20 protein-coding genes are annotated in these 25,152 nt (G+C 67.4%); 8 read left to right on the forward strand and 12 right to left on the reverse strand.

All coding sequences use genetic code 11. The features are described 5' to 3' along the window. Nucleotides 1-16 precede the first annotated feature (16 nt). Nucleotides 17-1,198: a pyridoxal-phosphate-dependent aminotransferase family protein gene (locus tag C8D03_RS21130; RefSeq protein ID WP_108049407.1), complete on the reverse strand. Its 1,182-nt coding sequence runs from the start codon at nucleotides 1,196-1,198 to the stop codon at nucleotides 17-19. Between the two features lie 236 nt (nucleotides 1,199-1,434). On the opposite strand from C8D03_RS21130, the gene C8D03_RS21135 reads away from it, so the two are divergent. The 4 genes from C8D03_RS21135 to ssb all read left to right on the forward strand — a co-directional run bounded on the left by C8D03_RS21135 (nucleotide 1,435) and on the right by ssb (nucleotide 4,927). Then, complete coding sequence (locus tag C8D03_RS21135) at nucleotides 1,435-2,658, forward strand: MFS transporter (RefSeq protein WP_108049409.1); 1,224 nt, start codon at nucleotides 1,435-1,437, stop codon at nucleotides 2,656-2,658. A gap of 120 nt (nucleotides 2,659-2,778) precedes the next feature. After that, complete coding sequence (locus C8D03_RS21140) at nucleotides 2,779-3,582, forward strand: DUF2189 domain-containing protein (RefSeq protein ID WP_108049411.1); 804 nt, start codon at nucleotides 2,779-2,781, stop codon at nucleotides 3,580-3,582. Nucleotides 3,583-3,654: 72 nt separating this feature from the next. Further along, nucleotides 3,655-4,227 carry a DinB family protein gene (locus C8D03_RS21145; RefSeq protein WP_108049413.1) on the forward strand — a complete coding sequence of 191 codons (573 nt, stop codon included), beginning with the start codon at nucleotides 3,655-3,657 and terminating at the stop codon, nucleotides 4,225-4,227. Between the two features lie 163 nt (nucleotides 4,228-4,390). After that, nucleotides 4,391-4,927, forward strand: coding sequence for a single-stranded DNA-binding protein (gene ssb, locus C8D03_RS21150; protein ID WP_108051866.1), 537 nt, complete (start codon nucleotides 4,391-4,393; stop codon nucleotides 4,925-4,927). Between the two features lie 10 nt (nucleotides 4,928-4,937). On the opposite strand, the gene C8D03_RS21155 is transcribed toward ssb, so the two are convergent. Next, the gene (locus tag C8D03_RS21155; protein WP_108051867.1) at nucleotides 4,938-5,408 is read right to left on the reverse strand and encodes a VOC family protein; all 471 of its coding nucleotides are present in this window, start codon (nucleotides 5,406-5,408) and stop codon (nucleotides 4,938-4,940) included. A 192-nt stretch (nucleotides 5,409-5,600) separates the two neighbouring features. Here C8D03_RS21155 and C8D03_RS21160 point away from each other — a divergent pair, with 192 nt between their 5' ends. Then, nucleotides 5,601-6,716, forward strand: a complete 1,116-nt coding sequence (locus tag C8D03_RS21160; protein ID WP_108049415.1) for a M20 family metallopeptidase — start codon at nucleotides 5,601-5,603, stop codon at nucleotides 6,714-6,716. Between the two features lie 275 nt (nucleotides 6,717-6,991). Here the strand turns inward: C8D03_RS21160 and gyrA are convergent, their stop codons facing one another. Both gyrA and C8D03_RS21170 read right to left on the reverse strand, forming a co-directional pair. After that, nucleotides 6,992-9,703 carry a DNA gyrase subunit A gene (gene gyrA / locus C8D03_RS21165; RefSeq protein WP_108051868.1) on the reverse strand — a complete coding sequence of 904 codons (2,712 nt, stop codon included), beginning with the start codon at nucleotides 9,701-9,703 and terminating at the stop codon, nucleotides 6,992-6,994. 280 nt (nucleotides 9,704-9,983) lie between these two features. Continuing rightward, complete coding sequence (locus C8D03_RS21170; RefSeq protein ID WP_146170250.1) at nucleotides 9,984-10,496, reverse strand: DUF6622 family protein; 513 nt, start codon at nucleotides 10,494-10,496, stop codon at nucleotides 9,984-9,986. Nucleotides 10,497-10,614: 118 nt separating this feature from the next. Between C8D03_RS21170 and C8D03_RS21175 the strand changes: the two genes are divergently transcribed. Continuing rightward, nucleotides 10,615-11,247 carry a MarC family protein gene (locus C8D03_RS21175; RefSeq protein ID WP_108049419.1) on the forward strand — a complete coding sequence of 211 codons (633 nt, stop codon included), beginning with the start codon at nucleotides 10,615-10,617 and terminating at the stop codon, nucleotides 11,245-11,247. Nucleotides 11,248-11,562: 315 nt separating this feature from the next. Here C8D03_RS21175 and C8D03_RS26255 read toward each other — a convergent pair whose 3' ends face one another. After that, entirely contained in the window at nucleotides 11,563-12,123 is a 561-nt protein-coding gene (locus C8D03_RS26255) for a hypothetical protein (RefSeq protein ID WP_146170251.1), read from the reverse strand. Nucleotides 12,124-12,718: 595 nt separating this feature from the next. On the opposite strand from C8D03_RS26255, the gene C8D03_RS21180 reads away from it, so the two are divergent. Beyond that, nucleotides 12,719-14,761 (forward strand): caspase family protein, encoded by a 2,043-nt coding sequence (locus tag C8D03_RS21180; protein WP_181301149.1) that lies wholly within the window; start codon nucleotides 12,719-12,721, stop codon nucleotides 14,759-14,761. 17 nt (nucleotides 14,762-14,778) lie between these two features. Here the strand turns inward: C8D03_RS21180 and C8D03_RS21185 are convergent, their stop codons facing one another. The 5 genes from C8D03_RS21185 to C8D03_RS21205 form a co-directional block, all read right to left on the reverse strand. Next, nucleotides 14,779-15,987, reverse strand: a complete 1,209-nt coding sequence (locus tag C8D03_RS21185) for an E22 family MetX-like putative esterase (protein WP_248308559.1) — start codon at nucleotides 15,985-15,987, stop codon at nucleotides 14,779-14,781. A gap of 153 nt (nucleotides 15,988-16,140) precedes the next feature. Then, complete coding sequence (locus C8D03_RS21190; RefSeq protein ID WP_181301151.1) at nucleotides 16,141-17,898, reverse strand: AsmA family protein; 1,758 nt, start codon at nucleotides 17,896-17,898, stop codon at nucleotides 16,141-16,143. 244 nt (nucleotides 17,899-18,142) lie between these two features. Further along, nucleotides 18,143-19,723, reverse strand: coding sequence for an ABC transporter permease (locus C8D03_RS21195; protein WP_248308560.1), 1,581 nt, complete (start codon nucleotides 19,721-19,723; stop codon nucleotides 18,143-18,145). A 95-nt stretch (nucleotides 19,724-19,818) separates the two neighbouring features. After that, on the reverse strand, nucleotides 19,819-20,832 hold the full coding sequence (locus C8D03_RS21200) for an extracellular solute-binding protein (RefSeq protein WP_108051870.1): 1,014 nt from the start codon (nucleotides 20,830-20,832) through the stop codon (nucleotides 19,819-19,821). 312 nt (nucleotides 20,833-21,144) lie between these two features. Continuing rightward, the gene (locus tag C8D03_RS21205) at nucleotides 21,145-22,239 is read right to left on the reverse strand and encodes a DUF2865 domain-containing protein (RefSeq protein WP_108049427.1); all 1,095 of its coding nucleotides are present in this window, start codon (nucleotides 22,237-22,239) and stop codon (nucleotides 21,145-21,147) included. 265 nt (nucleotides 22,240-22,504) lie between these two features. On the opposite strand from C8D03_RS21205, the gene C8D03_RS21210 reads away from it, so the two are divergent. Next, nucleotides 22,505-23,008: a hypothetical protein gene (locus C8D03_RS21210; protein ID WP_108049429.1), complete on the forward strand. Its 504-nt coding sequence runs from the start codon at nucleotides 22,505-22,507 to the stop codon at nucleotides 23,006-23,008. Nucleotides 23,009-23,011: 3 nt separating this feature from the next. Here C8D03_RS21210 and C8D03_RS21215 read toward each other — a convergent pair whose 3' ends face one another. Both C8D03_RS21215 and guaB read right to left on the reverse strand, forming a co-directional pair. Further along, nucleotides 23,012-23,422 (reverse strand): MAPEG family protein, encoded by a 411-nt coding sequence (locus tag C8D03_RS21215; protein WP_181301153.1) that lies wholly within the window; start codon nucleotides 23,420-23,422, stop codon nucleotides 23,012-23,014. A gap of 214 nt (nucleotides 23,423-23,636) precedes the next feature. Next, the gene (gene guaB, locus C8D03_RS21220; RefSeq protein WP_108049433.1) at nucleotides 23,637-25,148 is read right to left on the reverse strand and encodes an IMP dehydrogenase; all 1,512 of its coding nucleotides are present in this window, start codon (nucleotides 25,146-25,148) and stop codon (nucleotides 23,637-23,639) included. Nucleotides 25,149-25,152 lie beyond the last annotated feature (4 nt).

A 25,152-nucleotide genomic window follows, 5' to 3' on the forward strand; every position in this document is an offset into this window, starting at 1 on the left:
GCGTCCCGGGCGGCGATCAGGCTGTCGCCGTGCCGAGGCTGGCGATCGCAGCCGCGACGCCGCCCGCGCCATGCGGAATGCTCTTCGCCTGCAGGGCCATCTCGACGGAGCCGAGCGTCGCCAGCAGGGTGGCCGCGCTGAAATGGCCCATATGGGCGATGCGGAAGGCCTTGCCGGTGTAGTCGCCGATGCCGAGACCGAGCGAGACGCCGCAGACGTCGCGGGTGAAATCGGTGATCGTGGCGGCGTTGACGCCCTCGACCAGGATGGTCGTGACCGAAGGCGAGCGCTGCGCCGGCTCGGGTACGCTGAAGCCCAGCACCTGCCCGGTCGCCCAGGTTTCGACGGCGGCGTGGGTCGCGCCGGCGAGCGCGGCGTGGCGCTGCCAGACCGCCTCCAGCCCTTCCTCGAAGATCATGTCGAAGGCGGCGCGCAGGCCGAAGAGCAGATGCTCCGGCGCCGTGCCGCAATGCTTCATATAGGCCAGCGTGTTCATTCGCCCGGTCCAGTCCCAGTAGCCGGTGCGCATGTCGGCATGGACATGGGCCGCCAGCGCCCTCGGATTGGCCGCGACGACGGCGAGGCCCGGCGACGACATCAGCCCCTTCTGCGAGGCCGACATGGCGACGTCGATGCCCCATCGATCCATCTCGAAGGGCATGCAGCCGACCGAGGCGACGCCGTCGACCATGAACAGGGCAGGGTGGCCGGCGGCATCGATCGCCCGGCGGATTGCCGGGATATCGTTGACGACGCCCGAGGCGGTGTCGACCTGCACGACCATCACGGCCTTGATCGAATGCGTCGTATCTGCGCGAAGCCTGGCCTCGACGGCGGCGGGATCGACGGCGGCACGCCAGCTTCCGGCCAGGACCTCGGTGTCGGCGCCGATGAAGCGCGCCATCTCGCCCCAGCCGATGGCGAAACGGCCGCTCGCCAGCACCAGCACCTTGTCGCCGCGCGACAGCACGTTGGTCAGCGCCGCCTCCCAGCCGCCATGGCCGTTGGCGGCGTAGACGAAGGTCTCGCCTTCCGTGCGGAAGATGCGCTTCAGATCGACCAGGATCGACTCGGTCAGACCGACGATCGCTTGCGAACTGAGCTCCTCGGCCGGGCGCATCATCGCCTGCAGCACGCGGTCGGGAATGTTGGTCGGCCCCGGCATCGCGAGAATGTGCCGGCCGTTTGCGACGCTCATCGCTCGAAGATCCTCTCAGGCGCGCGCCTTTCGCAAGCGCAGCAGACCGAAGGCCTTAGCGACAGACCGGGCGGGCAGGCAAGAGCCACCAGAGCGGCCACCCCATGTCGCCCGCGAAGGCCCCTCATGCCGTGGGCGAGTGCCACAACGCATGCCGCCCCTGCGTCGCTGTCGCTGGCCTCGCGTCGCGACAAGGTCCAATGGCTTTTCAAAGACAACAAGGCGAAGCGCCGGACATGACGATCAGTACATCCGCCAGCCCATCCCGCAGCGCTGCCATGCCAGTGCTGATCGCGCTCAGCGCGACGCATCTGCTCAACGACATGATGCAGTCGCTGATCCCGGCGATCTATCCGATCATCAAGGTTGCCTACGGGCTGGACTTCGGCCAGATCGGGCTGATCACGCTGACCTTCCAGATCACCGCCTCGCTGTTTCAGCCGCTGGTCGGTGCCTATACCGACAAGAACCCGATGCCCTATTCGATGGTCGCGGGCATGGGCTTCACGCTGGCGGGACTGATCGGGCTGGCCTATGCCGGCAGCTACCCGCTGCTGCTGCTTTCGGCCGGCTGCGTCGGGCTCGGCTCATCCATCTTCCACCCGGAAGCGACGCGCATGGCGCGCAGCGCTTCGGGGGGCCGTCATGGTCTGGCGCAGGGCATCTTCCAGGTCGGCGGCCAGACCGGCGGGGCGCTCGGGCCGCTGCTGGCGGCGTTCATCATCGTGCCGCGCGGGCAGACCAGCCTGGCCTGGTTTTCGGCCGCGGCGCTAATCGCTATGATGCTGATGACCTGGACTGCCGGGCGTTTCGCCGAGTTGCAGCGCAGCCAGCCTCCGGCGGCGAAGAAGAGCGGGGCCACGGCTGCCGGTGCAGCCCGTTCGACGGCGGCGGTCGCCTTCGCCGTGACGATCCTCGTGATCCTGCTGTTCTCGAAGAACGCTTATTCGCAGAGCTTCAGCTCGTTCTACACCTTCTACCTGATGGGCAAGTTCGGGGTGTCGGTGCAGTATTCGCAGGTGATGCTGTTCCTGTTCCTCGCCTCGTCGGCGGCGGGTGCACTGTTCGGCGGCATGCTCGGAGACCGGATCGGCCGCAACAAGATCATCTGGTTCTCGATCCTCGGCGCGCTGCCCTTCACGCTGGTGCTGCCCTTCGCCGACCTGTTCTGGACCGGCGTTTTGACGATCGTCATCAACGTGATCATGTCGAGCGCCTTCGCCGCGATCCTGATCTACGCGATGGAGCTGATGCCCGGCCGCATCGGGCTGGTCGGCGGGCTGTTCTACGGGCTGTCCTTCGGCCTCGGCGGGGTGGCTGCGGCGATGCTGGGCGAGCTCGCCGACCAGATCGGCATCGACGCGGTTTACCGGATTTGCTCGTTCCTGCCGGCGATCGGCCTGCTCGCCTGGTTCCTGCCGAAGCTCGGAACGGAGATGCAAGGCGCAGCCCTGCACTGAGGCCGATACCGCTGCGGCAATTGATCTCGCCCAATGTGAGCGCCGGCCACCGGCGCTAGCATGGTTGCAAAATGCCACCTCCCGGCCGGCCAGGCCCGGAGGCGCAACCGGGGGAATGCCATGACGGAGCCGTATCCGAATCCCGAGGCGGCGGATGCGCCGCGACCCGATCCGGTGGTACGCCGCATCGCCGTGCACGATGTCGTCGAGGCCTTCGTCGCGGGCCTGCGGGATTTCCAGGCGGCACCTCTCTTCGGCCTTTTCTTCGGCGGCATCTATGCAGTCGCCGGTCTGGCGATCCTGCTGTCACTGACCACCTTCGGCATGCCCTATCTCGCCTATCCGCTGGCGGCGGGCTTCGCGCTGATCGGCCCTTTCGTCGCGGTCGGCCTGTATGAGGTGTCGCGCCGGCGCGAGGCCGGCGAGCCGCTCGCCTGGGGCAAGGTGCTCGGCGTCGTCTTCGCGCAGGGCAAGCGCGAACTGAGCTGGATGGCCTTCGTCACGCTGTTCGTGATGATGATGTGGCTCTATCAGGTCCGGCTGCTGCTCGCGCTGTTCCTCGGCTTCCAGTCCTTCGCCAGCTTCCGCGGCTTTCTGGGCGTGATCGCGACCACGCCGGAGGGGCTGATGTTCCTCGCCGTCGGCAATCTCGTCGGCGCGGTCCTCGCCGCGGCCCTGTTCTCGCTGACGGTGGTCTCCTTCCCGCTGCTGCTCGACCGCGAGGTCGACTTCATCACCGCGATGATCACCAGCGTGCGCGCCGTGGCGGCGAGCCCCGTGCCGATGCTCGGCTTCGCGGCGGCGATCGCGGCGCTCTCCGTGGTCGCGATGCTGCCGGGCTTTCTGGGCCTCGTCGTCATCATGCCCGTGCTCGGCCATGCGACCTGGCATCTCTACCGGCGCGTGGTCGAACCGGCCGCCTGAGCGCCGGGCGCGCTGCTGCCGCAAACCGTCCGGCCGGCCGTGATAACGTGCTCCGTCAAGGAGATCACGACGATGGATGAGCTGCGTCCGTACCGGGCCATGGCCTGCAACAACCTCTGGGCCAACCACCGGCTGCTGAGCGCCTGCGCCTTGCTGTCACCGGACGAATTCGTGGCGAAACGTACGGGTTTCTTCCCGAGCCTGCGCGCGACGCTCAATCACATCCTGATCATCGACCGCTTCTATATCGACGCCATGGAGGGCGGCCGGCTCGGGCCGGCGGCCTGGGCCGATCGGGAGCCTTGCGCGACGCTTCCGGCCCTGCAGGCCGCGCAGGAGGCGATGGACCGGCGCCTGATCGCTGTTGTCGAGGCTGCCGGCGGGGCGGGCCTTGCCCGCGTGGTCGAGGTGCATCGTGGCGCGCGAATCCAGCGCGAGCGGCTCGACCGGCTGCTGCTGCACCTGTTCCAGCATCAGGTGCATCATCGCGGCCAGGCCCATGCCATGCTCAGCGGCACGATGGTGGCGCCGCCGCAGCTCGACGAGTTCTTCTCAGCTGGCGAGGCGAGCTTGCGGGCCGATGAGTTCGCGGCACTCGGCCTGACCGAGGCGATGGTCTGGGGCGAGGACGAGAGCAGGCCCTGAGCCTGCCGCAAGGCGCGACCACGGCAGCAGCGAAAGCAGGGGACAACCTCGCAAATGACCCTTGAACAAAACAGGAACATCATTGATAGTGGCGCGGTCAGCCGGTAGGGTCCGGCTCCGGTGTCGAGCCGGTTTTCGATGTGCGCAGGAAATGGAGCCTCTCATGGCTGGTAGCGTCAACAAGGTCATTCTGGTCGGCAATCTCGGCCGCGATCCTGAGGTCCGGCGTCTCGGCTCGGGCGAGCCGGTCGTCAATCTGCGCATCGCCACCTCCGAAACCTGGCGCGACAAGCAGTCGGGCGAGAAGAAGGAGCGCACCGAGTGGCACTCGGTCGTGATCTTCAACGAGAACCTCGCCAAGGTCGCCGAGCAATATCTGAAGAAGGGCTCGAAGATCTATGTCGAGGGCCAGCTCCAGACCCGCAAATGGCAGGATCAGTCGGGCGTCGAGAAGTACACGACCGAGATCGTGCTGCAGCGCTTCCGCGGCGAGCTGACCATCCTCGACAGCCGCGGGCAGGGCGGTTCCGACGAGTATGGCGAGGGCGGCGGATCGATGGAGGATCGTTCCTCGGGCTCGTCCTTCGGCCGCTCGGGTCCGGCGAGCGGTGGCGGCGGCTCGCGCCAGCCGGCGATGGCGGGCGGCAGCGGTGGCGGGCGCTCGTCCTCCAGCCATCTCGACGACGACATCCCGTTCTAGGGGCGGGATTTCACCCGGCCGCCGCGCGCTCCAGCGCGGCGATGTCGATCCTGGTCATCTGCATCATCGCCTGCATGACGCGGGCGGCTTTGGCGCCATCGGCATCGCCCAGCAATTCCATCAGCCGGTCGGGCACGATCTGCCAGGACAGGCCGAACTTGTCCTTGAGCCAGGAACACTGGTCGTAGCGCCCGCCATCGCCAAGCTTTTCCCAGAAGTAGTCGACCTCCGCCTGGGTCGCGCAATGCACGACGAAGGACACGGCCTCGGTGAAGCTGTGATACGGCCCGCCGTTGAGCGCGGTGAAGGTGAGGCCCTCGAGCGTGAAGGACGCGGTCAGGACGCTGCCTTTCGGCCCTGGCCCTGCGTCGCCGCAACGCAGCATCGGGCCCGCCTCGGCATTGGGAAAGACCGAGAGATAGAATGCGACGGCCTGTTCGGCCTGATGGTCGAACCACAGGAACGGCGTGATCTTCTGCACCTTGGCCATGCTGCTCTCCCTGGCGTCTGCGGGCGCCGCGCACCTCTTTGATTAACCGAATGGTTTAGTATTGGGCCGCGCTTGTCAAGCCACGGCATCCCACGCCCGGCCGCGTCATGCCATCAGGGCAGGGCGCCTCTGCCGCCCGGCGTCCTTGTTCGCGCCCGGCTTCCCGGCGAAGGTCCGCGCATCATGAGCAGCATCGATCCTTCCGTTTCCGCCCTCTCCGTCTGGCTCGCGCTGGAGAGCCCCACCCATCACGCCCCCGGCGTCAACGGCATGATGGACCTCGTCGCCCATGAGGTCGAAGGTCTGCCGATCGCGGTCGAGCGCATCGCCGGACGCGACGGTCTCGGCGACAGCCTCGTCCTGCGCGCCGGCCTCGGCAACGGCGAGCCTGCGGTCGCGATCCTGTCGCATCTCGACACGGTCCACCCGGTGGGGACCAGCGCGCGCGATCTGCCGGTACGGGTCGAGGGCGACCGGCTCTACGGGCCCGGCGTCTACGACATGAAGGGCGGCGCCTGGCTGGCGCTTCAGGCTTTCAAGGAGGTCGCGCTGGCGGGCACGGCGAAGCGGCCGATGATCTTCCTGTTCACGCCGGATGAGGAGATCGGCTCGCCGACGACGCGCGGCCTGATCGAGGAGATCGGCCGCGGCTGCGCCGCCGTGCTGGTGACGGAGCCGGCTCGCGAGGGCGGCAAGATCGTCACCGCGCGCAAGGGGGTCGGGCGCTTCGAGGTCAAGTTGGAGGGGCGTTCGGCGCATTCCGGCACGCATCACGCCAAGGGCCGCAGCGCCATCCGCGAGGCCGCGCACCAGATCCTGGCGGTCGAGGGCATGACCGACTATGCGCGCGGTATCACCACCTCGGTCGCGCTGATGGGCGGCGGCACGGCGGCCAATGTCATCCCGCAGCATGCCTGGTTCAGCATCGATCTGCGCGTCACCAGCGCCGCCGACGGCGTCGCGATGGAGAGCCGGATTCTCGGCCTGTCGCCGCATGATCCAGATGTGAGGATCAGGGTCGGCGGCGGGATGAACCGTCCGCCCTACGAGAAATCGGCGGCCGGGGCGGAATTGTTCGAGACGGCGCGCAAGGTCGCGGCCGGCATCGGCTTCGATCTGCAGGACTGCGCCATGACCGGCGGCGGCTCTGACGGCAACTTCACCGCGGCGCTCGGCGTGCCGACGCTGGACGGGCTCGGTATCGACGGCGACGGCGCCCATACGCTCAGCGAATATGCGCTGATCTCCTCGATCGCGCCGCGGCGCGCCCTGATCAAGGGGTTGTTGGAGACGGTTTAAGCTGTCGGGGAAGTGCGCGGGGAACCCCTCTCCTGCATCGAAGTCGGGTAGACCCGACTTCGACACTTTGAGTGCTGAACTCGGGCAGGCCCGAGTTCAGTGAGAGGGGCAGGGGTGAGGTGTCGGCCCTTGGACACTGTAGCCGCGAGCCAACGGCGGCTACCTCCCAGACAACTGGCGGAAGGGCCGACCCTTCACCCTGCCCTCTCCCTACGGGAGAGGGTTCTGCGTCGTGGTTCCCGTGCTTACGAGATGCACGGGGCAGCCGGCGAAGATCACTCCCCGCCGTTCTCCTCCGGCGCCGGGCCGGCCTCGACCTCGGCATCGCCTTCTTCGCTCTCGCCCTCGTCACCGATGCGCTCGACCGAGACGACCTTCTCGCTGGCGTCGGTGTTGAACACCGTCACGCCTTGCGTCGAGCGGCCGGCGATGCGGATGCGGTTGCCCGGGCCGGCATCGACCGGCACGCGGATGACCTGTCCGCCATCGGTGACCAGCATGATCTGGTCGCGGTCGTCGACCGGGAAGGAGGCGATCAGCTTGCCGTTACGATCGTTGACGACCATGGCGACGATGCCTTTGCCGCCGCGGCCGGTGACCCGGTACTCAAAGGACGAAGTGCGCTTGCCGTAGCCCTTCTCCGAGACCGTCAGGATGAACTGCTCGGCGAGTTGCATCTCGAGGCGCTTGGCCCCGAGCTCGACCTCGCCGGCGGTCTCTTCGCCGTCGGCTGCTGGCTCTGCCGTCTCCTCGCCTTCGCCGGTGAGGGCGCGGCGCTGGGCGGCGGCGTCCTTGAGATAGGTCGCGCGCTCCTCGGGCGTCGCGTCGAGATGGTGCAGGATCGCCATCGAGATGACGATGTCGTCCTTGGCCAGGTTGATGCCACGCACGCCGGTCGAGTCGCGGCCCTTGAAGACGCGCACATCGGTGACCGCGAAGCGGATGCACTGGCCGAGCGCTGTGGTCAGCAGGACGTCGTTGCCCTCGGTGCAGATCTGCACGTCGACGATGGCGTCGCCCTCGTCGAGCTTCATCGCGATCTTGCCGGCGCGGTTGACGTTGACGAAGTCCGAAAGCTTGTTGCGCCTGACACCGCCTGATGCCGTGGCGAACATGACGTCGAGCGTATCCCAGCTCTCCTCGTCCTCCGGCAGCGGCATGATCGTGGTGATGCGCTCGCCCTTGTCGAGAGGGAGCATGTTGACCAGCGCCTTGCCCTTGGCGTTCGGCGCCGCCAGCGGCAGCCGCCAGACCTTCTCCTTGTAGACCTGGCCGAGCGACGAGAAGAACAGCACCGGCGTATGGGTGTTGGCGACGAAGAGCCGCGCGACGAAATCCTCGTCGCGGGTCGCCATGCCGGAGCGGCCCTTGCCGCCGCGCTTCTGCGCCCGATAGGTCGAGAGCGGCACGCGCTTGATGTAGCCGGCATGGGACACGGTCACGACCATGTCCTCGCGGGCGATCAAATCCTCGTCGTCGAGGTCGGAGCCCCAATCCTGGATCACGGTGCGGCGCGGCGTGGCGAAGGCGGTCTTCACCTCGGCGAGCTCGTCCTTGATGATCGACTGGATGCGGACGCGCGAGCGCAGGATGTCGAGATAATCGGCGATCTCGGTCGCGAGCTTCTGCAGCTCGTCACCGATCTCGTCGCGGCCGAGAGCCGTCAGGCGGGCGAGGCGCAATTCGAGGATCGCCTTGGCCTGCGCATCGGAGAGGCGATAGGTGCCGTCTGCGTTGATCGGGTGGCGCGGATCATCGACCAGCGCGATCAGCGGGGCAATGTCCTCGGCCGGCCAGTTGCGCTCCATCAGCGAGGCATGGGCGGCGGCGGGCGTCGGCGCGGTGCGGATGAGGCGGATGACCTCGTCGATATTCGCCACCGCCGTCGCCAGGCCGCACAGCACATGGGCGCGCTCGCGGGCCTTGTTGAGCAGGAAGCGGGTGCGCCGCGAGACGACCTCCTCGCGGAATTCGACGAAGGCGACGATGAAATCCTTGAGATTAAGGACCTCGGGGCGTCCGCCGGTCAGCGCGACGAAGTTGCAGCCGAAGGAGGTCTGCAGCTGGGTGAAGCGGTAGAGCTGGTTGAGCACGACATCGGCCAGCGCATCGCGCTTGATCTCGATGACGACGCGCACACCCTCGCGGCTGGATTCGTCGCGCAGGTCGGAAATGCCCTCGATGCGCTTCTCGCGCACCATGTCGGCGATCTTTTCGACCATCGAGGCCTTGTTCACCTGATAGGGAACCTCGGTGACGATGATCGCCTCGCGCTCCTTGCGGAGCTCCTCGATATGCGTCTTCGAGCGCATCACCACCGAGCCGCGGCCGGTGTGATAGGCGGCGTGGATGCCGCTGCGGCCCATGATCGAGGCGCCGGTCGGGAAATCGGGGCCGGGCACGATCTCGATCAGCTCGTCGATCGTGATCTCGGGATTGTCGATCAGCGCGACGCAGGCGTCGATGACCTCGCCGAGGTTATGCGGCGGGATGTTGGTCGCCATGCCGACGGCGATGCCGCCGGCGCCGTTGACGAGCAGGTTCGGATAGCGCGCCGGCAGGACGGTCGGCTCGTTCTCCTTGCCGTCATAGTTCGGCTGGAAATTGACGGTGTCGAGGTCGAGATCCTCGAGCAGCGGCATGGCCGCCTTGTCGAGCCTGGCCTCGGTGTAGCGATCGGCCGCCGGTGAATCGCCGTCCATCGAGCCGAAATTGCCCTGGCCGTCGATCAGCGGCAGGCGCAGCGAGAAGTCCTGCGCCATGCGCACCAGCGCGTCATAGACCGCGAGATTGCCGTGCGGATGGTATTTACCCATCGTGTCGCCGACGATGCGGGCGCATTTCGTGTAGGGCCGGTCGGGCAGGTTCTTGTTCTCGTGCATCGAGAACAAGATGCGCCGGTGCACGGGCTTCAGGCCGTCGCGGACGTCGGGAAGAGCGCGGCTCACGATCACGCTCATGGCGTAATCGAGATAGGACTTCTTCATCTCGTCGGTGATGGCGATCGGCTTGATGTCGCCGCCGAAATGCGGCTCGTCCGGGCGCTTGTCGTCTGTGTCGTCGCTCAAGGGATTGGGTCCCGATTCCTGCTTGTTTTCAAGCTTCTGGCTACCCGATTCCGGCGGTGGAGGCCAGCGAAAGCGGGCGCTGTCCAGATGAAATAAATCGTTTCGTTTTCAATGGGTTGTGCGCCCGCGCAGGCTTTCGGAGCGGCGCGGCGCCGCCGTTCGCCACATCGCTGCCGCAATGTCGGGCGCGCGGGCTGTCTCAGCCGGGCGCGACCTGCTCCCCGGCGCGGCGGTAACGCAGCGCATAGGTTGCGAACTTGCCGAGGAAGATGCCGACGAAGAGGCCGCTGAGGAGGAGGTCGGCCGTGCCGGTCCAGCCCGTCCGGAGCGCAGCGGGGGCGAGCGACTGCATGACGGCGAAGCCGTATTTGACCAGGAAGGTCGCCAGCACCAGCGGCAGCAGGGTCGGATCGCCGGGGTGCCGGATGACGCCGCGCGCGCGGTCGACGGTCAGCGCCAGCCGGCGCACGAGCGCGACACCGAGGCCGAGCCCGGCCGCCGCTCCGAGCAGCCAGAGGCCGACCGTCGCCGGCGTCGGGTCGAACAGGCGCGTCAGTTCGTGCAGGCTCCAGGCCGTCAGCAAGACGGGAACGATGGCGAGCTTGACCAGGCTGACTTCGCCCGGCTGGCGCGCCTTGACGCCGATGAAGACGAGATAGCCGAGAAGAAGCCAGACCCAGTGCGGCGTGCCCTGTATGATGCCGTTGATCATGCCCATCCGCCTGCCCATGGTCAGTCGGTCCATTGCTACAGGAAACGCGCCTCATGGTCACCGCCGATCTGGTCTGGTTCGCGCCCGCCCCGTGCTCACAGGGAGGCATCTGACCGCCATGCATCTCGATTTCCTGACCTCCGCGCTGGTGACACTCCTGGTCACGCTCGATCCGCCGGGGCTGGCGCCGATCTTCCTGTCGCTGACGCAGGGCATGTCGGTGGGGGAGCGCCGGCAGGTCGCGATCCGCGCCTGCATCATCGCCTTCGGCATCCTGGCCTTCTTCGGGGTGGCGGGGGATGTCGTGCTGAAGGCGCTCGGCGTCTCGCTGCCGGCCTTCCGCATCGCCGGCGGGCTGCTGCTGTTCTGGATCGCCTTCGAAATGGTGTTCGAGCGCCGCAGCGAGCGCAAGCAGCAGACCGCGACGACCGCGATCACTCAGGATCATATCCGCAACGTCGCGGCCTTTCCGCTGGCGATCCCGCTGATGGCGGGGCCGGGTGCGCTGACGGCGATCATCCTGCTGGCGGGGCGGGCGGAGGGCGATCCGCTGCGGCTCGCCGCGCTCGCCGTGATCTGCGGGCTGGTGATCGCGTCGTGCCTCGCCGTCTTCTGGCTCGCCGTGCCGATGGCCCGCCTGCTCGGCGTGACCGGCAACATCGTGCTGACGCGGCTGCTCGGCGTGATCCTGGCGGCGCTGGCGGTGCAGTTCGTGATCGACGGGGTGGGCGCTGTGGTCAGGGCGGGGTAGGGTGCGCGCCGTTGCAGGTGTCGGCAAATGCCCGCTCCCGACTCTAGCCACAGCACAACCTACGAGAGTTTTTCGCCCAGCCAGCCCCTCAGGCTCAGCCCGTCATCGGTGGCCTGAAGCGCTGTAAACATCGAACCAAGCCGGCGCGCGGACCGATCCGCGATCTTGCTCGACCTGACCCACCACAACGTCGATTGAACCGTCTCGGCTGCGCTCGAGAGGATGGTCGGCGATTGTGGGAAAAGCCATTGGCGTTCAAGCTAGCGGCGGCGCGCGCCGTCGTCGGTGTCAGTCACCCTCATGCATCGACAGGGGTCAAAGGACCTCGCATTTCGCGGTCGGCCAGCTTGGTTCAGTGGAATGAATCATCGTGCGGCGTCTTGGGGCCCAGCTCTCATAAGCGGTGAAACCAGGCTTTAACCGCCATTCGAGCGAAGCGGTGCAGGACGTCGGCCCCTGCGTCCTGAGCCATATGGCGAAGGTATGAGATTTCCACGCCTGCAAACGGACCAAGGTCGAACTGTTGATCACCTTCCATTGGGTCGGCGAGATTTCGTCACCACTTACGCCTAACTTGCCTTCTTGCTCGAATGTGGTCGAGCCGCTTTCTCCGACCTCGCGTTCCAAAAGCTCGCGCACCGTTCTGCCGCGCAAAGACACGAGGTACACGAAATTCGCTTGGCGCGACGTGGTCCTCGGCGACGTCTCGTGAACGGTCCAACCAGCGGTTATGCGAAACTTGACTTCCTGTGCTCGACTTTCTGTGGCCAGCGAGCTCAAAAGCGTTGCCAGAGTCAGAGTTGTCCGAGCGAAACCAACTCTTATGCGCATCTGGCTGCATCCATGCCAAAGACTGTTGCCGTAGTTCACCTGCATTCACAATATCATCATTGGACCACATTTGGGTCAATTTGGGCCCACTTAAGTTGTCACTTCTCATGGAGATTAGGCGTGCTCGTCGAAGTCCTCCGGGGACTGCCGTTGGAACTCAGGCCGAAGCTGCCCTGAACCAGAAACGCCGGGGAGACTGTCAGCCCCCGGCGATTGCCTGGCCCTCGCAAGGGACGGCCCTCGTGGGTCGTTTCCTCCCTGACTGGCCCAGCCTCGCTCACATGGGGCGCGCCCTTTTTTTGTTACGCCGCCCAGTACACGCTTGAGAATGAGATGAAAGAAAACTGTTGCCGGCGGCTTGCCGAGACGTTTGCTTCAGGGCGACGTTCCAAGTTTCGCCTCTAACGCGATCCGGCTGGTCCGTGGCGGCTCAGCCAGTTTCCGATTTCCACCCAAAGCGGTCATCCTTATATTTGCACCTCTCTTCGCGATGTGTCCGGGGCGCCGTCGCCTTTTTTCCCTGACCGTCACGACGCTGTCGCCACAGCCTCCCTCGATCTCCGTCAATTGGATGACGCCGGCCCGGTGCCGGCTTGCCGATACTCGCTCGGGGGGAATCAATCGCGCCGGCGGAGGCAGCATGCGGATCGGATTCTGGAGGCCGGTGGCGATCGCCATCATGGCCGCGGCATTTGCGGCCCTCACCATGGGCGCGACGCCGGCCCTGGCCCAAAAGCGGCTCGCCTTTGTGATCGGCAATGGCGGCTACACCGCAATCCCCGCGCTCCAGAACGCTCTGAACGACGCCAATGCGACGCGCACCGTGCTGCAGGATGCCGGTTTCGACGTCGTTCCTGCGACGAACGCCACGCTGGCGGGGCTGCGCAATGCGCTCGATACTTTCATCGAGCGGGTGCAAGGCGCCGGAACCGGCACGACCGCGCTGGTCTACTATGCCGGCCATGCGGTTCAGCTCGACGGCACGAACTACCTGCTGCCGGTCGATATCCGGCCGGAACGCTCGGCCGATATTCCAGCCCAGTCGCTCTCGCTAAGCGAGATCCTGCGGCGGCTGGACGGCACCGGCGCGGTTTCCAAGATCGTCGTGCTCGACGCCTGCCGCAACAATCCCTTCGCCAATCGTGAATTGTCGCGCGGGCTCGCCGTCCAGCTCGTCGACGGCGCCAATGAGGGCATCCGCTCGGAGGCCGGGCTGGCGCGGATCGATTCCGGCAGCGGGACCTTCGTCGCCTTTTCGACGTCGCCCGGCGCCACCGCAGCCGACGGCACCGGCAGCAACAGCCCCTTCACGACCGCCTTCCTGCGCGAGATGCGCGAACCCGGCCTGCCGATCGAGCAGCTTTTCCGCCGCATCCGGCTCGCTGTGCACGACACGACGAGCGGCCAGCAGATTCCCTGGGAAACCTCCTCCCTGATCACCGACTTTGCCTTCTTCCAGCGCCCGGCGAGCGCGCCCGGCGCGCAGCCGGCGCCGCCCGCCACGGCGCAGGGACCTTCGCTGACGCTGCGGCCCACGCCGGCTGCCTTGCGCAGCCTGGCTCCGGCCGACGCCTACCGCGCTGCCATCGCCTGGGACCGGCGCGACATCTACCGCGCCACGCTCGAGGCCCATCCCGATGACGAGCGCGCGCTGCGGCTGCATCGCGGCTTCGCGCTGCGGACGGAGGAGACGACCTGGGCCGAGACGGTCCGAGCCGGCGATGCCGAATCCTTCCGGCTCTTCGCCAGACTCTATCCGGGCTCGGCTCATGTGACGGAGGCCCTGCGTCTCGCGCCGGCTGCGCCCAGCCGCGACCGGGTCAGGATTGCCGCCATGTGCCCGGTCTGCCCGGCGCCCGCACCGCGCAGCCGCCGTGCCGATTTCACGCCGCGCGAGGTCGTCCCGGTCCGTGTCGCCCCCGCCCGCTCCGCCCCGGTGAGGCAGGCGCTGCCGCCTGCCGCGGCGCCGGTCGTCGTGCCGGAGCTGCCGCCTGCGCTGCTTCCGGCCAAACCGCGCTGGACCGGTTTCTATGCCGGCGGTTCGGTCGGCGGAGCCGACCAGAGATCGCCGACGCGGATCGCCGGCTTCGGGCCGGCAAGTGAGGTCCAGACCTCGATCGATGCCGGTAATGTCGCGTCGCGGCTCTCGCCTTCGGGGCGGGGCGCCACGATCTCCGGCCAGCTAGGCTTCAATTACCAGATCGGCGCGGTCGTGCTGGGGGCGGAGACGGATTTCTCCGCCATGCATGTCGGCGGCCGCAAGGCCTCGACGGTCAACCCCTTCGGCGTCGAGGTGACGACGCAGGCGCAGACCGAACTCGACACGCTGGGAACGGTGCGGGCGCGCGCCGGCATCGCCTTCGGCGATCTTCTGGTCTTCGCCACCGGCGGTTACGCCTACGGGCATCTCGGCCAGCGCGGCGCGATCAACCCGGTGCCGACCGCCAATCCGACCTATGCCGGGTCGACCGCGCAGATCGCCTCCGGCTGGGCCCTCGGCGGCGGGCTCGAATATGCGCTGGGTCCGATGCTGTCGCTGAGGCTCGACTATCTGCGCTACGACCTCGGAACCCAGCGCCTCGTGCTTGGCGAGACCGCCGGCTTCTTCACCGACGAATATGCGACGATGCGCGCCCGCACCCGCGGCGACATGGTCCGCATGGGCCTGAACATCGGGTTCTGAGAGGCGCCGCCTTCGCCCTACTTCTCCAGGAAAGCGCGGATCGCGCCTTCGGCCTGCTTCATCGAGATCACCCCGTCGAGATGGCCGCGCGAGCCCTGGATCAGGACATGCGTCAGGTCGACGCCGCCCTTCCGGAGAGTTTCGGCGGTGTGGTCGACCGTGTCGGCGGTGAAGACGAGGTCCTTCGGTTGGGTGATCAGCAGTACCGGCGCCTTGATCTTCGTCGCGGCATCGGCGAGCGAGGTGCCGCCGGCCGCGAAGAGCTGGTTGGCCTTGATCAGATAGAGGAAGTGGTTGGCGTCGGAGACCTTGGCGCGGGCCTCGCCGGCATTGTCGAGGATACTCTGGACCTGAAAGCGGTTGGAGAGCGCGGCGGCGGGATCCTCGCCCTCCCTGGCCGCCCGGCGGCCGAAGGTGGCGTTGGCCCAGTCGGCATGGTTCGCCTGCAACGTCACGGCGGTCAGCGCCTTGGCGAGGCCAGCATTGGGGGGCGTCCTGCTGTAATAGTCACCCTTGTTCCAGTTCGGATCGACCAGGATCGGCGCCGCCCAGACGTCGAGCCAGGCGATGAGCTGCGCATCGGCCTCACCCGCGCCGATGACCGGCATCGCCTTCGCCACCATCTCGGGGTGGCTTGCCGCCCATTCGAGCGTCTGGAGCGAGCCCATCGAGGGACCGGCGACCAGCGCCAGTTTCCTGATGCCGAGGCTTTCGACCAGCGCCTTCTGGACATTGACGAAATCGCCGACAGTCACGACCGGGAAATCGAGCGCGTAGGGCTTGCCCGTGTCGGGGTCGATCGAGGCCGGGCCGGTCGTGGTCGTCTTGGGGTCGCCGGTGTTGAGGTTCACCAGCGTGTCCGAGGAGAGGACGAAGTATCGGTTGGTGTCGATCGCCTTGCCCGGGCCGATGATCGCGTCCCAGTACCCGGGCGCGGCGTCCTTCGCGTCGTATTTGCCGGCGGCGTGTGAATTGGCAGAGAAGAAGTGGCAGATCAGGACGGCATTGGATTTGTCGGCATTCAGCGTGCCGTAGCTCTCCCAGCCGACCTTGACGTTCTTCAGGGTCCGGCCGCCCCGGGTGGTGAAGCTCTGCAGGGTGAAGACCTGCTTCTCGACCATCAGTTCCTGGCCCGTGAGTCCTTGGGCCGCGGCCGGCTGCGTCTCGATCATCGTCATCGCCATCCATCCCACGACGCCGGCCGTGGCCGCAATCCAGTGTCTCATCGCCGCTGTCCTTGTCGCGAATTCCTGGCCCTGACGGCCGTCGAGCAGCCTTGGCCGCATCCAAGCGGAATTCGACAGGCAACGGAAGCGGGAAAGCCTGCGCCCGCAGCATCGGCTTTCCCGAAAACCGGGCCCAGCTTTCGGGCCGATGTCTTAGCGCAGCGGCAGCGGGGCGTCGCCGGTCGCGCCGGTCGGCCGCAGCATCGCCTGCATTTCGAGTTCGAGGGTCGGTGCCGCGAGCGGGCCCCTGAGGCTGAAGGGCAGCCGGAGCGTGCCGGCGACGGGCTGGAGCAAAGCGGCCATATCGAGGGTGCGCTCCGGCAGCGAGGCATTTCCGATCAGGGTCATCCGATAGCCGGAGCCTGCCATCTGCGCTTCGCCGATGGTCAGGATGCCGCCAGCGATGACGGCATTGGCGCTGGCGGTCTCGAAGGTCGTCTTGCCTTGGCGCCAGTCGCGCAGGGCAAGGCCCGGATTGCGCTCGGCCCGGCGCAACAGGTCGCCGAAGGCGAAGCCGCCGAGCTCGCCCTGGCGCAGGGCGATGCTGCCCTTGCCGCTGAGTGATGCCAGGATTTCGGGCAGCGAGCGCCCGAGCCCGTCGAGACTGAACTGGAGGCCGCCGATGCCGCCGAGGCGGGCGATCTGCGGCAGGTCGGCGCCGGCCTGGCCGAAATTGACCTTGTCGAGCGCGGCGACGAGCTTGACGTCGATGCCGCCCGGCGCCGCGGTCGCGAGCAGGCGTCCCTTGGCGCTGCCGCCATAGGCATTGGCACGCAGGATCCCGGTCTCGAAGCGCCCCTTCTTGACCAGAAGATAGGTCGCAACGTCACCGAACCTGGCCCCGTCCAAGCGTGCGGCCTCGACCGAGACGCGCAGGTCGATGTCCTGCGCCGTCCAGGCCTCGAAGGGCAGGGCGGCAGCGTCGGCGGGGGAGGCCGGTTCGGCGATGTCCAGCTGCGAGACCAGCCGCGCGAGATCGAGCTGGGCGCCGGCCAGGGTGCCCGACAGCGAGGGGCGCCCACCGGCGAAGCTGAGATTGAGCGCGCCGTCGAGGCGGTCGCCGTCGAGGCGGGCGACGACATTGGAGAGCGCCAGGTCGTGCGGGCGGATCAGGGCGTTGGCGCTGAGGCTGAGCGGGCCGACCGCCGAGGCCAGCCGGGGCGTGTCGCCGAACCAGCCGAGCAATTGCGGCAGCGACGGCGTGGTCAAGGTAAGCTGACCGCTGGTGGCGGGCTCCGGGGATTGGCTGCGCGTGCCCTCGAACTGAAGCTTGAGCAGGGGCGCATTGACGCCGAGCGTCGTCCGGCCATGCCCCGTGGCGACCGGCCAGAGCAGGCTGATCTCGGTCGCGACGCCGCGCCAGCTCAGCGAGCCCGCGACCGCCAGCGGCTCCTGCGCCTCGCGCTCGTCGATCGCCAGGTTGACGTCGCGCAGGATGGTGCGGATCGCGCCCTCCGCCCGCAGGAAGATCGAGCCGGCGGTGATGACGATGCGGCTCTGGCCGCGCAGCGCCTGAAGATAGTACAGCGGGGTCGCGAGCCAGTCGGCGAGGCTGTCGCTGTCTGTAGCAATGGCGATGTCGATCTGTGGCGCGACGAGGTCGACCCTGTCGAAGTCGACGCGCCCGGCCAGGAGCGGCAGCAGCCGTGCCCGTGCCCTGATGCGCAGCGCCTTGCCGGAGACCTGTCCGTCACGCTGGGCGAAGCCGACATGGGAGAGGCTGATGCGCGGCAACGGCAGCAGCGCGATCTCGGCACGCTCGAGCTCCGTCACCACGAGGCCCGTGCGCGCCTCGATGGCGGCGATGATATGCCGTTCGACGCGCGCGACCGCGATGCTCCAAGACTGCAGGCCGAGCAGTCCGAGCACGAGAACGAGGCTGTAGGCGAGGATCGAGGCGCGTCGCGTCATGGACCTTCGAGACGTCATGGACTTGGGGCCGGCGTCGGGGCGGCCTGGGCCGTCCCCTGAGATTGAACGCTCCCGGCGGCGCCGCTATGCGAGGCCGCCCGAGTTTGAACCCGCCACTTACCCAACCAGGAGGAGACATGAAGCCGCCCGAATAAGGCGCCCACCTTCGGCATCATGTCCTGTGCGGTGCCCGGTGTAGGACGATGGCCCCGACTTGTCGAGCCGGCGAAGCGCGCCGGCCGTTTCAACCCGGCCGGCCACCGGCCCGCGCCAGCCTGATCGCGGGGTAGAGCCCGGCCAGAACGATCAGGAGGCCGGCGAGCGCGCCGTCCTCGAACGCGCCACGCGCGGCGTGTCCGTAGACCGTCGTCGCCAGCGTGTCGACGTTCAAAGGACGCAGCAGCAATGTCGCCGGGAGCTCCTTCAGGCAATCGACGAAGACGAGCAGGGCGGCGGCGGCGATCGCCGGGCGGGCGAGGGGCCAGTGCATCCGGCGCAGCACCTCCGGGGCGCTGGCGCCCAGCGTCCGGGCGGCGTCGTCGATGCGGGGCGAGATCCGCGACAGGCCGCTCTCGATGCCGGTGACGGCGATGGCAAGGAAGCGCACGATGTAGGCGAGGACGAGCGCGGCGCCCGAGCCGATCAGCAGCAGGCCGGGACTCACTCCGATCCAGCGTATCGCGGCATTGGCAAAGGCGTTGTCGAAGGCGGCCAGCGGCACGAGCAGTCCGAGCGCCAGCACCGTGCCGGGCACCGCGTAGCCGAGCGAGGCGATGCGCGACAGGGCCGGAAGAAAGGTTTCGCGGCCTTGACGGCTCGCCGCGACGATGCCGATGCCGAGCGCGACGACGCTGGCGGCGGCGAGGCCGGAAAAGATCAGGGCGTTGGCGAGATTGCGCAGCAGGGCAGCATCGAGTTGCTGCCAGAGGTCACGGCGCAGCACCTCCACCGCGAGAAAGGCGATCGGCAGCACGGCGCCGAGCAACACCGGCAGGGCGCAGGCAAGGCCGGCCGCGAACGCGGCACGCCCCGAGAGCGGCACGCGGCCGACTGCGCGCGGCTGGCGAACGGGCAGGGCGAAACGGCGCTGGCCGCGCAATTTGCCCTCGATCAGGATCAGTGCCACGACGATCAGCAGCATGACGCAGGCGATCTGGGCGGCGCCGGCCAGCGAGTTGCGGTTGACCCAGGTCGTGTAGATCGACAGCGTCAGCGAGCGCACGCCGAGATATTCGCTGGCGCCGATATCGTTCAGCGTCTCCAGCAGCGCGAGCGTCATGCCGGCGGCGAGGGCCGGCCGCGCCATCGGCAGGCCGATGCGCCAGAACAGCCTGCCATGCGAGGCGCCGAGCGTCCGGGCCGATTCGACGATCGTGGCGGCCTGCAGGCCGAACAGCGCCCGCACGCTGAGATAGACGTAAGGGTAGAGCACGATCGCCATGATGCAGATCGCGCCGGCGAGGTTGCGCGGATCGGGAAACCAGTAGTCGCGCAGCGAGCGCCAGCCGGTCAGCGCCCGCAGCGCCTCCTGAAGCGGTCCCTGGAAGCCGAGGACTTCGACATAGACGTAGGCGGTGATGTAGGTCGGCAGCGCCAGCGGCAGCACCAGCAGCCATTCGAAAGCGCGCCGTCCGGGGAAGTCGTATTGCGTCACCAGCCAGGCGGTGCCGACGCCGATCAGGCCGCAGAGCAGCCCGACGCCGAGCAGGAGCAACCCCGTATCGGCCAATGCGGCCGGAATGACGTTGGCCGCCAGATGCGGCCAGATCGACGCGGCCTGCGAGGACAGGGCGGTGATCGCCAGTGCCAGCACCGGCAGAGCCACGAGGCCGGCGCCGAGAAGCGAGACCCAGACAAAACGCGTCGACGGCCGCCACGCGAGTGGCGACCGTCGGTTGGTGGCGAGGGGAGCGCTCAGGCTCAATTGTCGAAGCCGACCTTGTCGACGAGGTCCGCCGCGGCCTTGCGGTTCTTGGCGACGTCGCCGAGCGGGGTCGTGTCGGGCGTGACCGCGCCGAGCAGCTTCACGGCTGCGCTTTCCTTGACGTCCTGGTTGACCGGGAACTCGAAATTGCCGTCGGCATAGAGGGCCTGCGCCTTCGCGCCGAGCATGTACTCGACCAGCTTGACGGCATTGTCCTTGTTCGGCGCGTTCTTGGCGATCGCGGCGGCTGAGACGTTCACATGGGTACCGCCGCCGGCGAAGGTGGTCTTCAACGGCTTGATCGCGTCGTACCAGCCCTTCTGCTCGTTCTTCGCCACGCTCATCAGGCCGATATAATAGGTGTTGATGAGCGCGATGTCGCACTGGCCCGACAGGATGTCGCGGGCGACGTCGCGGTCGCCGCCGCCGGGCTTGCGGGCCACGTTCGCCTTCAGCGCCTTGAGATAGCTCTCCGTCTTCTCGGCGCCGTTGCGGGCGAGATAGGCGGCGAAGAAGGCATTGTTATAAGGGTGCTGGCCGGCGCGGATGCAGAACTTGCCCTTCCACTTCGGGTCGGCGAGATCCTCATAGGTGATCGCGTCCTGCTTCACGCGCTCCTTGGAAACGACGACGATGCGGGCGCGCTTGGTCAGAGTGACCCAGTTGTCGCCGGGGCCGCGGAGCTGCGCCGGGACGGTCTTGTCGACGATGGCCGACTTGATCGGCTGGGTGACGCCGGCATCGACGGCCGCGTTGATCTCGCCGACATCGACCATCAGCATCACATCGGCCGGGCTGTTGGCGCCTTCGGCCTTGACGCGTTCCTGCAGGCCATCCTTGAGGAAGACCGCGTTGACCTTGATGCCGGTGTCCTTGGTGAAGGCCTCGAGCACAGGGTTGAGCAAGGCCGGCTCGCGCGTGGTGTAGAGGTTGACGCTCTGGGCCAAGGCGGGTGTCGCCAGAAGGCCGGCGGCCAGCGCAAGAGTGGACAGGCGGGTCGCGTGGATCATGGTTCGCTCCTTCGGGTTCAAGGCCCGTTTCATCGCGTTGCGGGCGGAGCGGTAGAGCCCGGGCGGACGGTCGTCAATCAAAAAACCGTTTCAGATCAAATAGTTAAATAAATTCTAAACTGCAGATAGGTTTGTTTTATTCTAAACTGATGGGTCATCCATACCTTCGCGGCAAGGCGCATCGCGGGTGCCCTCGCTCGGGAAGCCAGCAAGGCGCAGTCGCCCCGAAGACCGGCGGCCGCGGATGTCGGCAAGACTGGACCGAAAGACTGGACCGAACGGTCGATGCCCCGCCGGGCCGAGGCGCGGCCTCTACTCGGCGAGGAGCGAGATGACGCGGACCGTGCCCCGCATCACGGGGTCGAGCGAGCCGCGCAGGGTCATGACGGCATCGCTGGCGACGCTGTCATCGTGCAGGCTGGCCTCGCGCAGACGCATCTGGCGGCGCAGGCCGCGAGCCTGGGCCTCCATGCGGGAAATGCCGACGCGCTCGTCGATCTGCTTGCGCTGGCCGTTGCTCAACTCGGAGGCGCTGCGGAAATCGCGGAAGTCGCGCGGGCTGTAGGGCCAGCGCGAGCCGCCGACGAAGGTCGTGACCTTGCCGTCCAGCACGACACTGTCGCCGGGGCGCAGCGTGAAATCGCGCAGCAGCGAGACGCGGCGCTCGCCGGCCTGGACGATGGCGGGGCGGCAGGCGGCGGCGTCCCGCGAATTCTCATGGCTGTAGGCCATCGGCAGGGCGTTGTAGCGCTGGCCGTCGGCGGCCTGGGCCTCGCCGATGTCGGCCGCGCCGGCAGCGACGCGGAAGGTCTTGACCGGGATGCCCGGATTCATCGCCTGGCAAAGCGCGTCATGTGCCTTCATGTCGGAGGCGGCGCGCAGATAGCCGATCGGCGCGTGGAAGCCGTCGCAGAGACGCACGCAGATGGTGCGCGCGACATCGGCCGCGCCGGACACCGTATCGAGCCGGGCCTGGGTGGTGCGTCTGGCCTGACGCTTCGGATCGGCAGCCTGCTGGCGCTGCCGGAACGGGTTGAGCTCGACTGGCGGGTGGGCGATGCGCCCGTCGGGCTCCATCCGCAGCAGGGGCACCTGCCAGCCGGAGCGGGCGGGGGCGTAAGCCGTTGCGCGGGGCTGGAACGAGGCCGGAGAACTTGTGGCGTGGCTGGATTGCCTCAGCACGGCTTCCTGGCGATGGAACGCCCGGATTCCGGCGTCGTCCTCGGCCTGGACGAGGGAAACGGTGAAGACCGCGCCACCTGCACCCAGAGCAAGGCCCAGAGCCGCCATGGCGGCAAGGCGCGCCGGCTTGCCGGTACGCGCCGGGTTCTGGGCCGAAACGCTTGGGGCGGCAGGACTTTCGGCGCAGGTCGAACCCTGCGTCGCAACTTCACGGACACGCAACATCGCGTCGACTCCACCCTACGCCTGTTTACCCGTCCGCCGCCTGCTGGGTGTAGTTTACTTCTTGTTAAGGTTCAACGCCGGCCCCGCCCGCGCCCGGCAAAACAGGGCGCGATGCTTAACGCAGGTCCCCGGGGACGAGCCCCAAGGCGAAAGCGCTTCTGCGCAGTTCCTCCGGGAAGGTGGAAACAGAAAAATCCGGCACCTCGACCCGCTACCGCTCCCGATATGTGGAATGATACTCTCGCCAAGCTTGCAGGAGGCTTGCATGGACGACGATGATTATAGCGATCCGGTGATGACGCGGCTGATGCAGCGTTCGCCGGAGGCGCGCGAGGCCAATTTCGCCAAGATGGTGATGTGGGGCGCCTATAATCTCGTTAAGGTGACCGCCCCGACGGGCGGCGTCCTGGACCATGCCGCCGGCTACGTCACCCTGCAGATGGAGATCAGGGAGAAGACGCCGCTCCAGATCGAACGGGCGCTCGGGCTCAAGGTGGGCACGCTCGCGCTGGGCGCGCGCATCTACAGGCTCAAGCATCTCCCCCATAAGGAGGAGTTCGAGGTGCGGGGCTACAGCTCGCTGCCCGACGGTCTGCGCCTGCAAGAGGGTAAGGAAACCGATGCCGCCGGATATCCGCGCGGGCAGATGGCGTGGCAGATCCGATTGACCCATGCCGTCCAGGTCGACCTGGTCAAGACGTTGCGGAGCGGGCAATCCTTCGTGCCGGGGCTCCACCCGGACATCGCCGCGCGCATGCCGCGCCGCTGAGCCTCACAGCACGGCGAGGACGACGCCGACCCACATGCAGAACAGCACGGCGACGCCAATCGCGAAGATCGTGGCGCGCAGCCGCAGGTCGTTGGAACCGACATGCACCAGCGTGTGCGCCACACGGGTCGCGACATAGGCCCAGGCGAGGGCGGCCATGATGTAGCTCGTCGCGGCGACCTCCATCGCCAGCATGATCAGCGCAAAGAAGATGACCGGCGTCTCGAACTGGTTCGAGAAGTTGGCCGCGGCAAGGCGGGCAGGTTCGGGATAGCGCTCGTTCGAGACCGCGATATCCTCCATGCGAACCTGCTTCGCGGAGAAGGCCGTCTTGCGGCGCAGGAAGACGATGACGAGGACGGTGAAGATCCAGAGGATCAGGGCCAGCGTGGGATAGACCAGCTTCAGCGTCATCTGCATCTCCGATCGGGCCATGGCGCAGCGGGAGGCCGCCGGTTCGGGGCGGCGCACCGTGAACGGAGCGAAGCGAACCTGTCTTCAAAAAGCAAGCGCAGCGCCCGGGTTGAAGGCGCTGCGCTCAAGATGACGGTGGATAGCCGAGCTGGCGCGTCGTTCCGGACAAGCAGCGAAGCCGTGCCCGGAATGACGGCGCCTCTCGTCGGCGGGGTCAGGAGCGGGTCGGGTAGTTCGGGCTTTCGCGCACGATGGTCACGTCGTGGACATGGCTCTCGCGCAGGCCGGCGCTGGTAATGCGGATGAAGCGGGCCTTGGCCTGGTAGTCCTTGAGGGTGGCGCCGCCGACATAGCCCATGGCGGCGCGAAGTCCGCCGGCGAGCTGGTGAAGCACGCTCGAGACAGGCCCCTTATAGGCGACCTGGCCCTCGATGCCTTCCGGCACCAGCTTCAGCGCGTCCTTGATGTCCTGCTGGAAATAGCGGTCGGCGGAGCCGCGCGCCATCGCACCAACGGAGCCCATGCCGCGATAGGATTTGTAGGAGCGGCCCTGGTAGAGGAAGGTCTCGCCCGGGGTCTCGTCGGTACCGGCCAGCAGCGAGCCGACCATGGCGCAGGACGCGCCTGCCGCCAGGGCCTTGGCGAGGTCACCCGAATATTTGATCCCGCCATCAGCGATGACGGGGATGCCGGCCTTGCTCGCCGCATTGGCGGCATCCATCACGGCGGTGAGCTGCGGCACGCCGACACCGGCGACGATGCGGGTGGTGCAGATCGAGCCCGGGCCGATGCCGACCTTGATCGCGTCCGCGCCGGCATCGATCAGCGCCTGCGCGCCGCCGGCCGTCGCAACATTGCCGGCGATGATCTGAACGGCGTTGGAGAGCTTCTTCACCCGCGTCACGGCTTCCAGCACCTTGGCGGAATGGCCATGGGCGGTGTCGACGACGATGATGTCGACACCGGCGTCGATCAGCATCTGCGAGCGCTCGAAGCCGAGATCGCCGGTGGTGGTCGCGGCCGCCACCAGCAGCCGCCCCTTGGCGTCCTTGGCGGCGCTGGGATGGGCGACCTGCTTCTCCATGTCCTTGACCGTGATCAGGCCGATGCAGCGGTGGTGATCGTCGACGACGAGCAGCTTCTCGATGCGGAACTGGTGCAGCAGCCGGCGGGCCTCGTCCTGCGTGACGCCCTCGCGCACCGTGATCAGCCGGTCCTTGGTCATGATCTCCGAGACGGGCTGCTCGGGATTGGCGGCGAAGCGGACGTCGCGGTTGGTCAGGATGCCGACGAGCTTGCCCTTGTGGCCCTGCGGGCCGCGCTCGACCACCGGGATGCCCGAGATCGAGTTGTGCTTCATGATCGCGAGCGCTTCGCCCAGGGTCTCGTCGGGGAAGATCGTGATCGGATTGGCGACCATGCCCGATTCGAACTTCTTGACCAGGCGGACCTGCGCCGCCTGCTGGTCGGCCTCGAGATTGCGGTGCACGACGCCGAGACCGCCGGCCTGGGCCATCGCAATCGCCATCTTCGCTTCCGTCACCGTGTCCATCGCCGAGGCGATGATCGGCAGGTTCAGCGAGATCGTCTTGGTGAGCTGGGTGCGGATGTCGACATCGGCCGGCATGACCTCGGACGGGCCGGGCTCGAGGAGCACGTCGTCGAAGGTGAGGCCGTCGCGAATCAGGCCGCCATGATCAATGAGAGCGTTTTGGGAAAGCGTCATCGTC

Source organism: Bosea sp. 124 (assembly GCF_003046175.1).
Classification (GTDB): Bacteria; Pseudomonadota; Alphaproteobacteria; order Rhizobiales; family Beijerinckiaceae; genus Allobosea.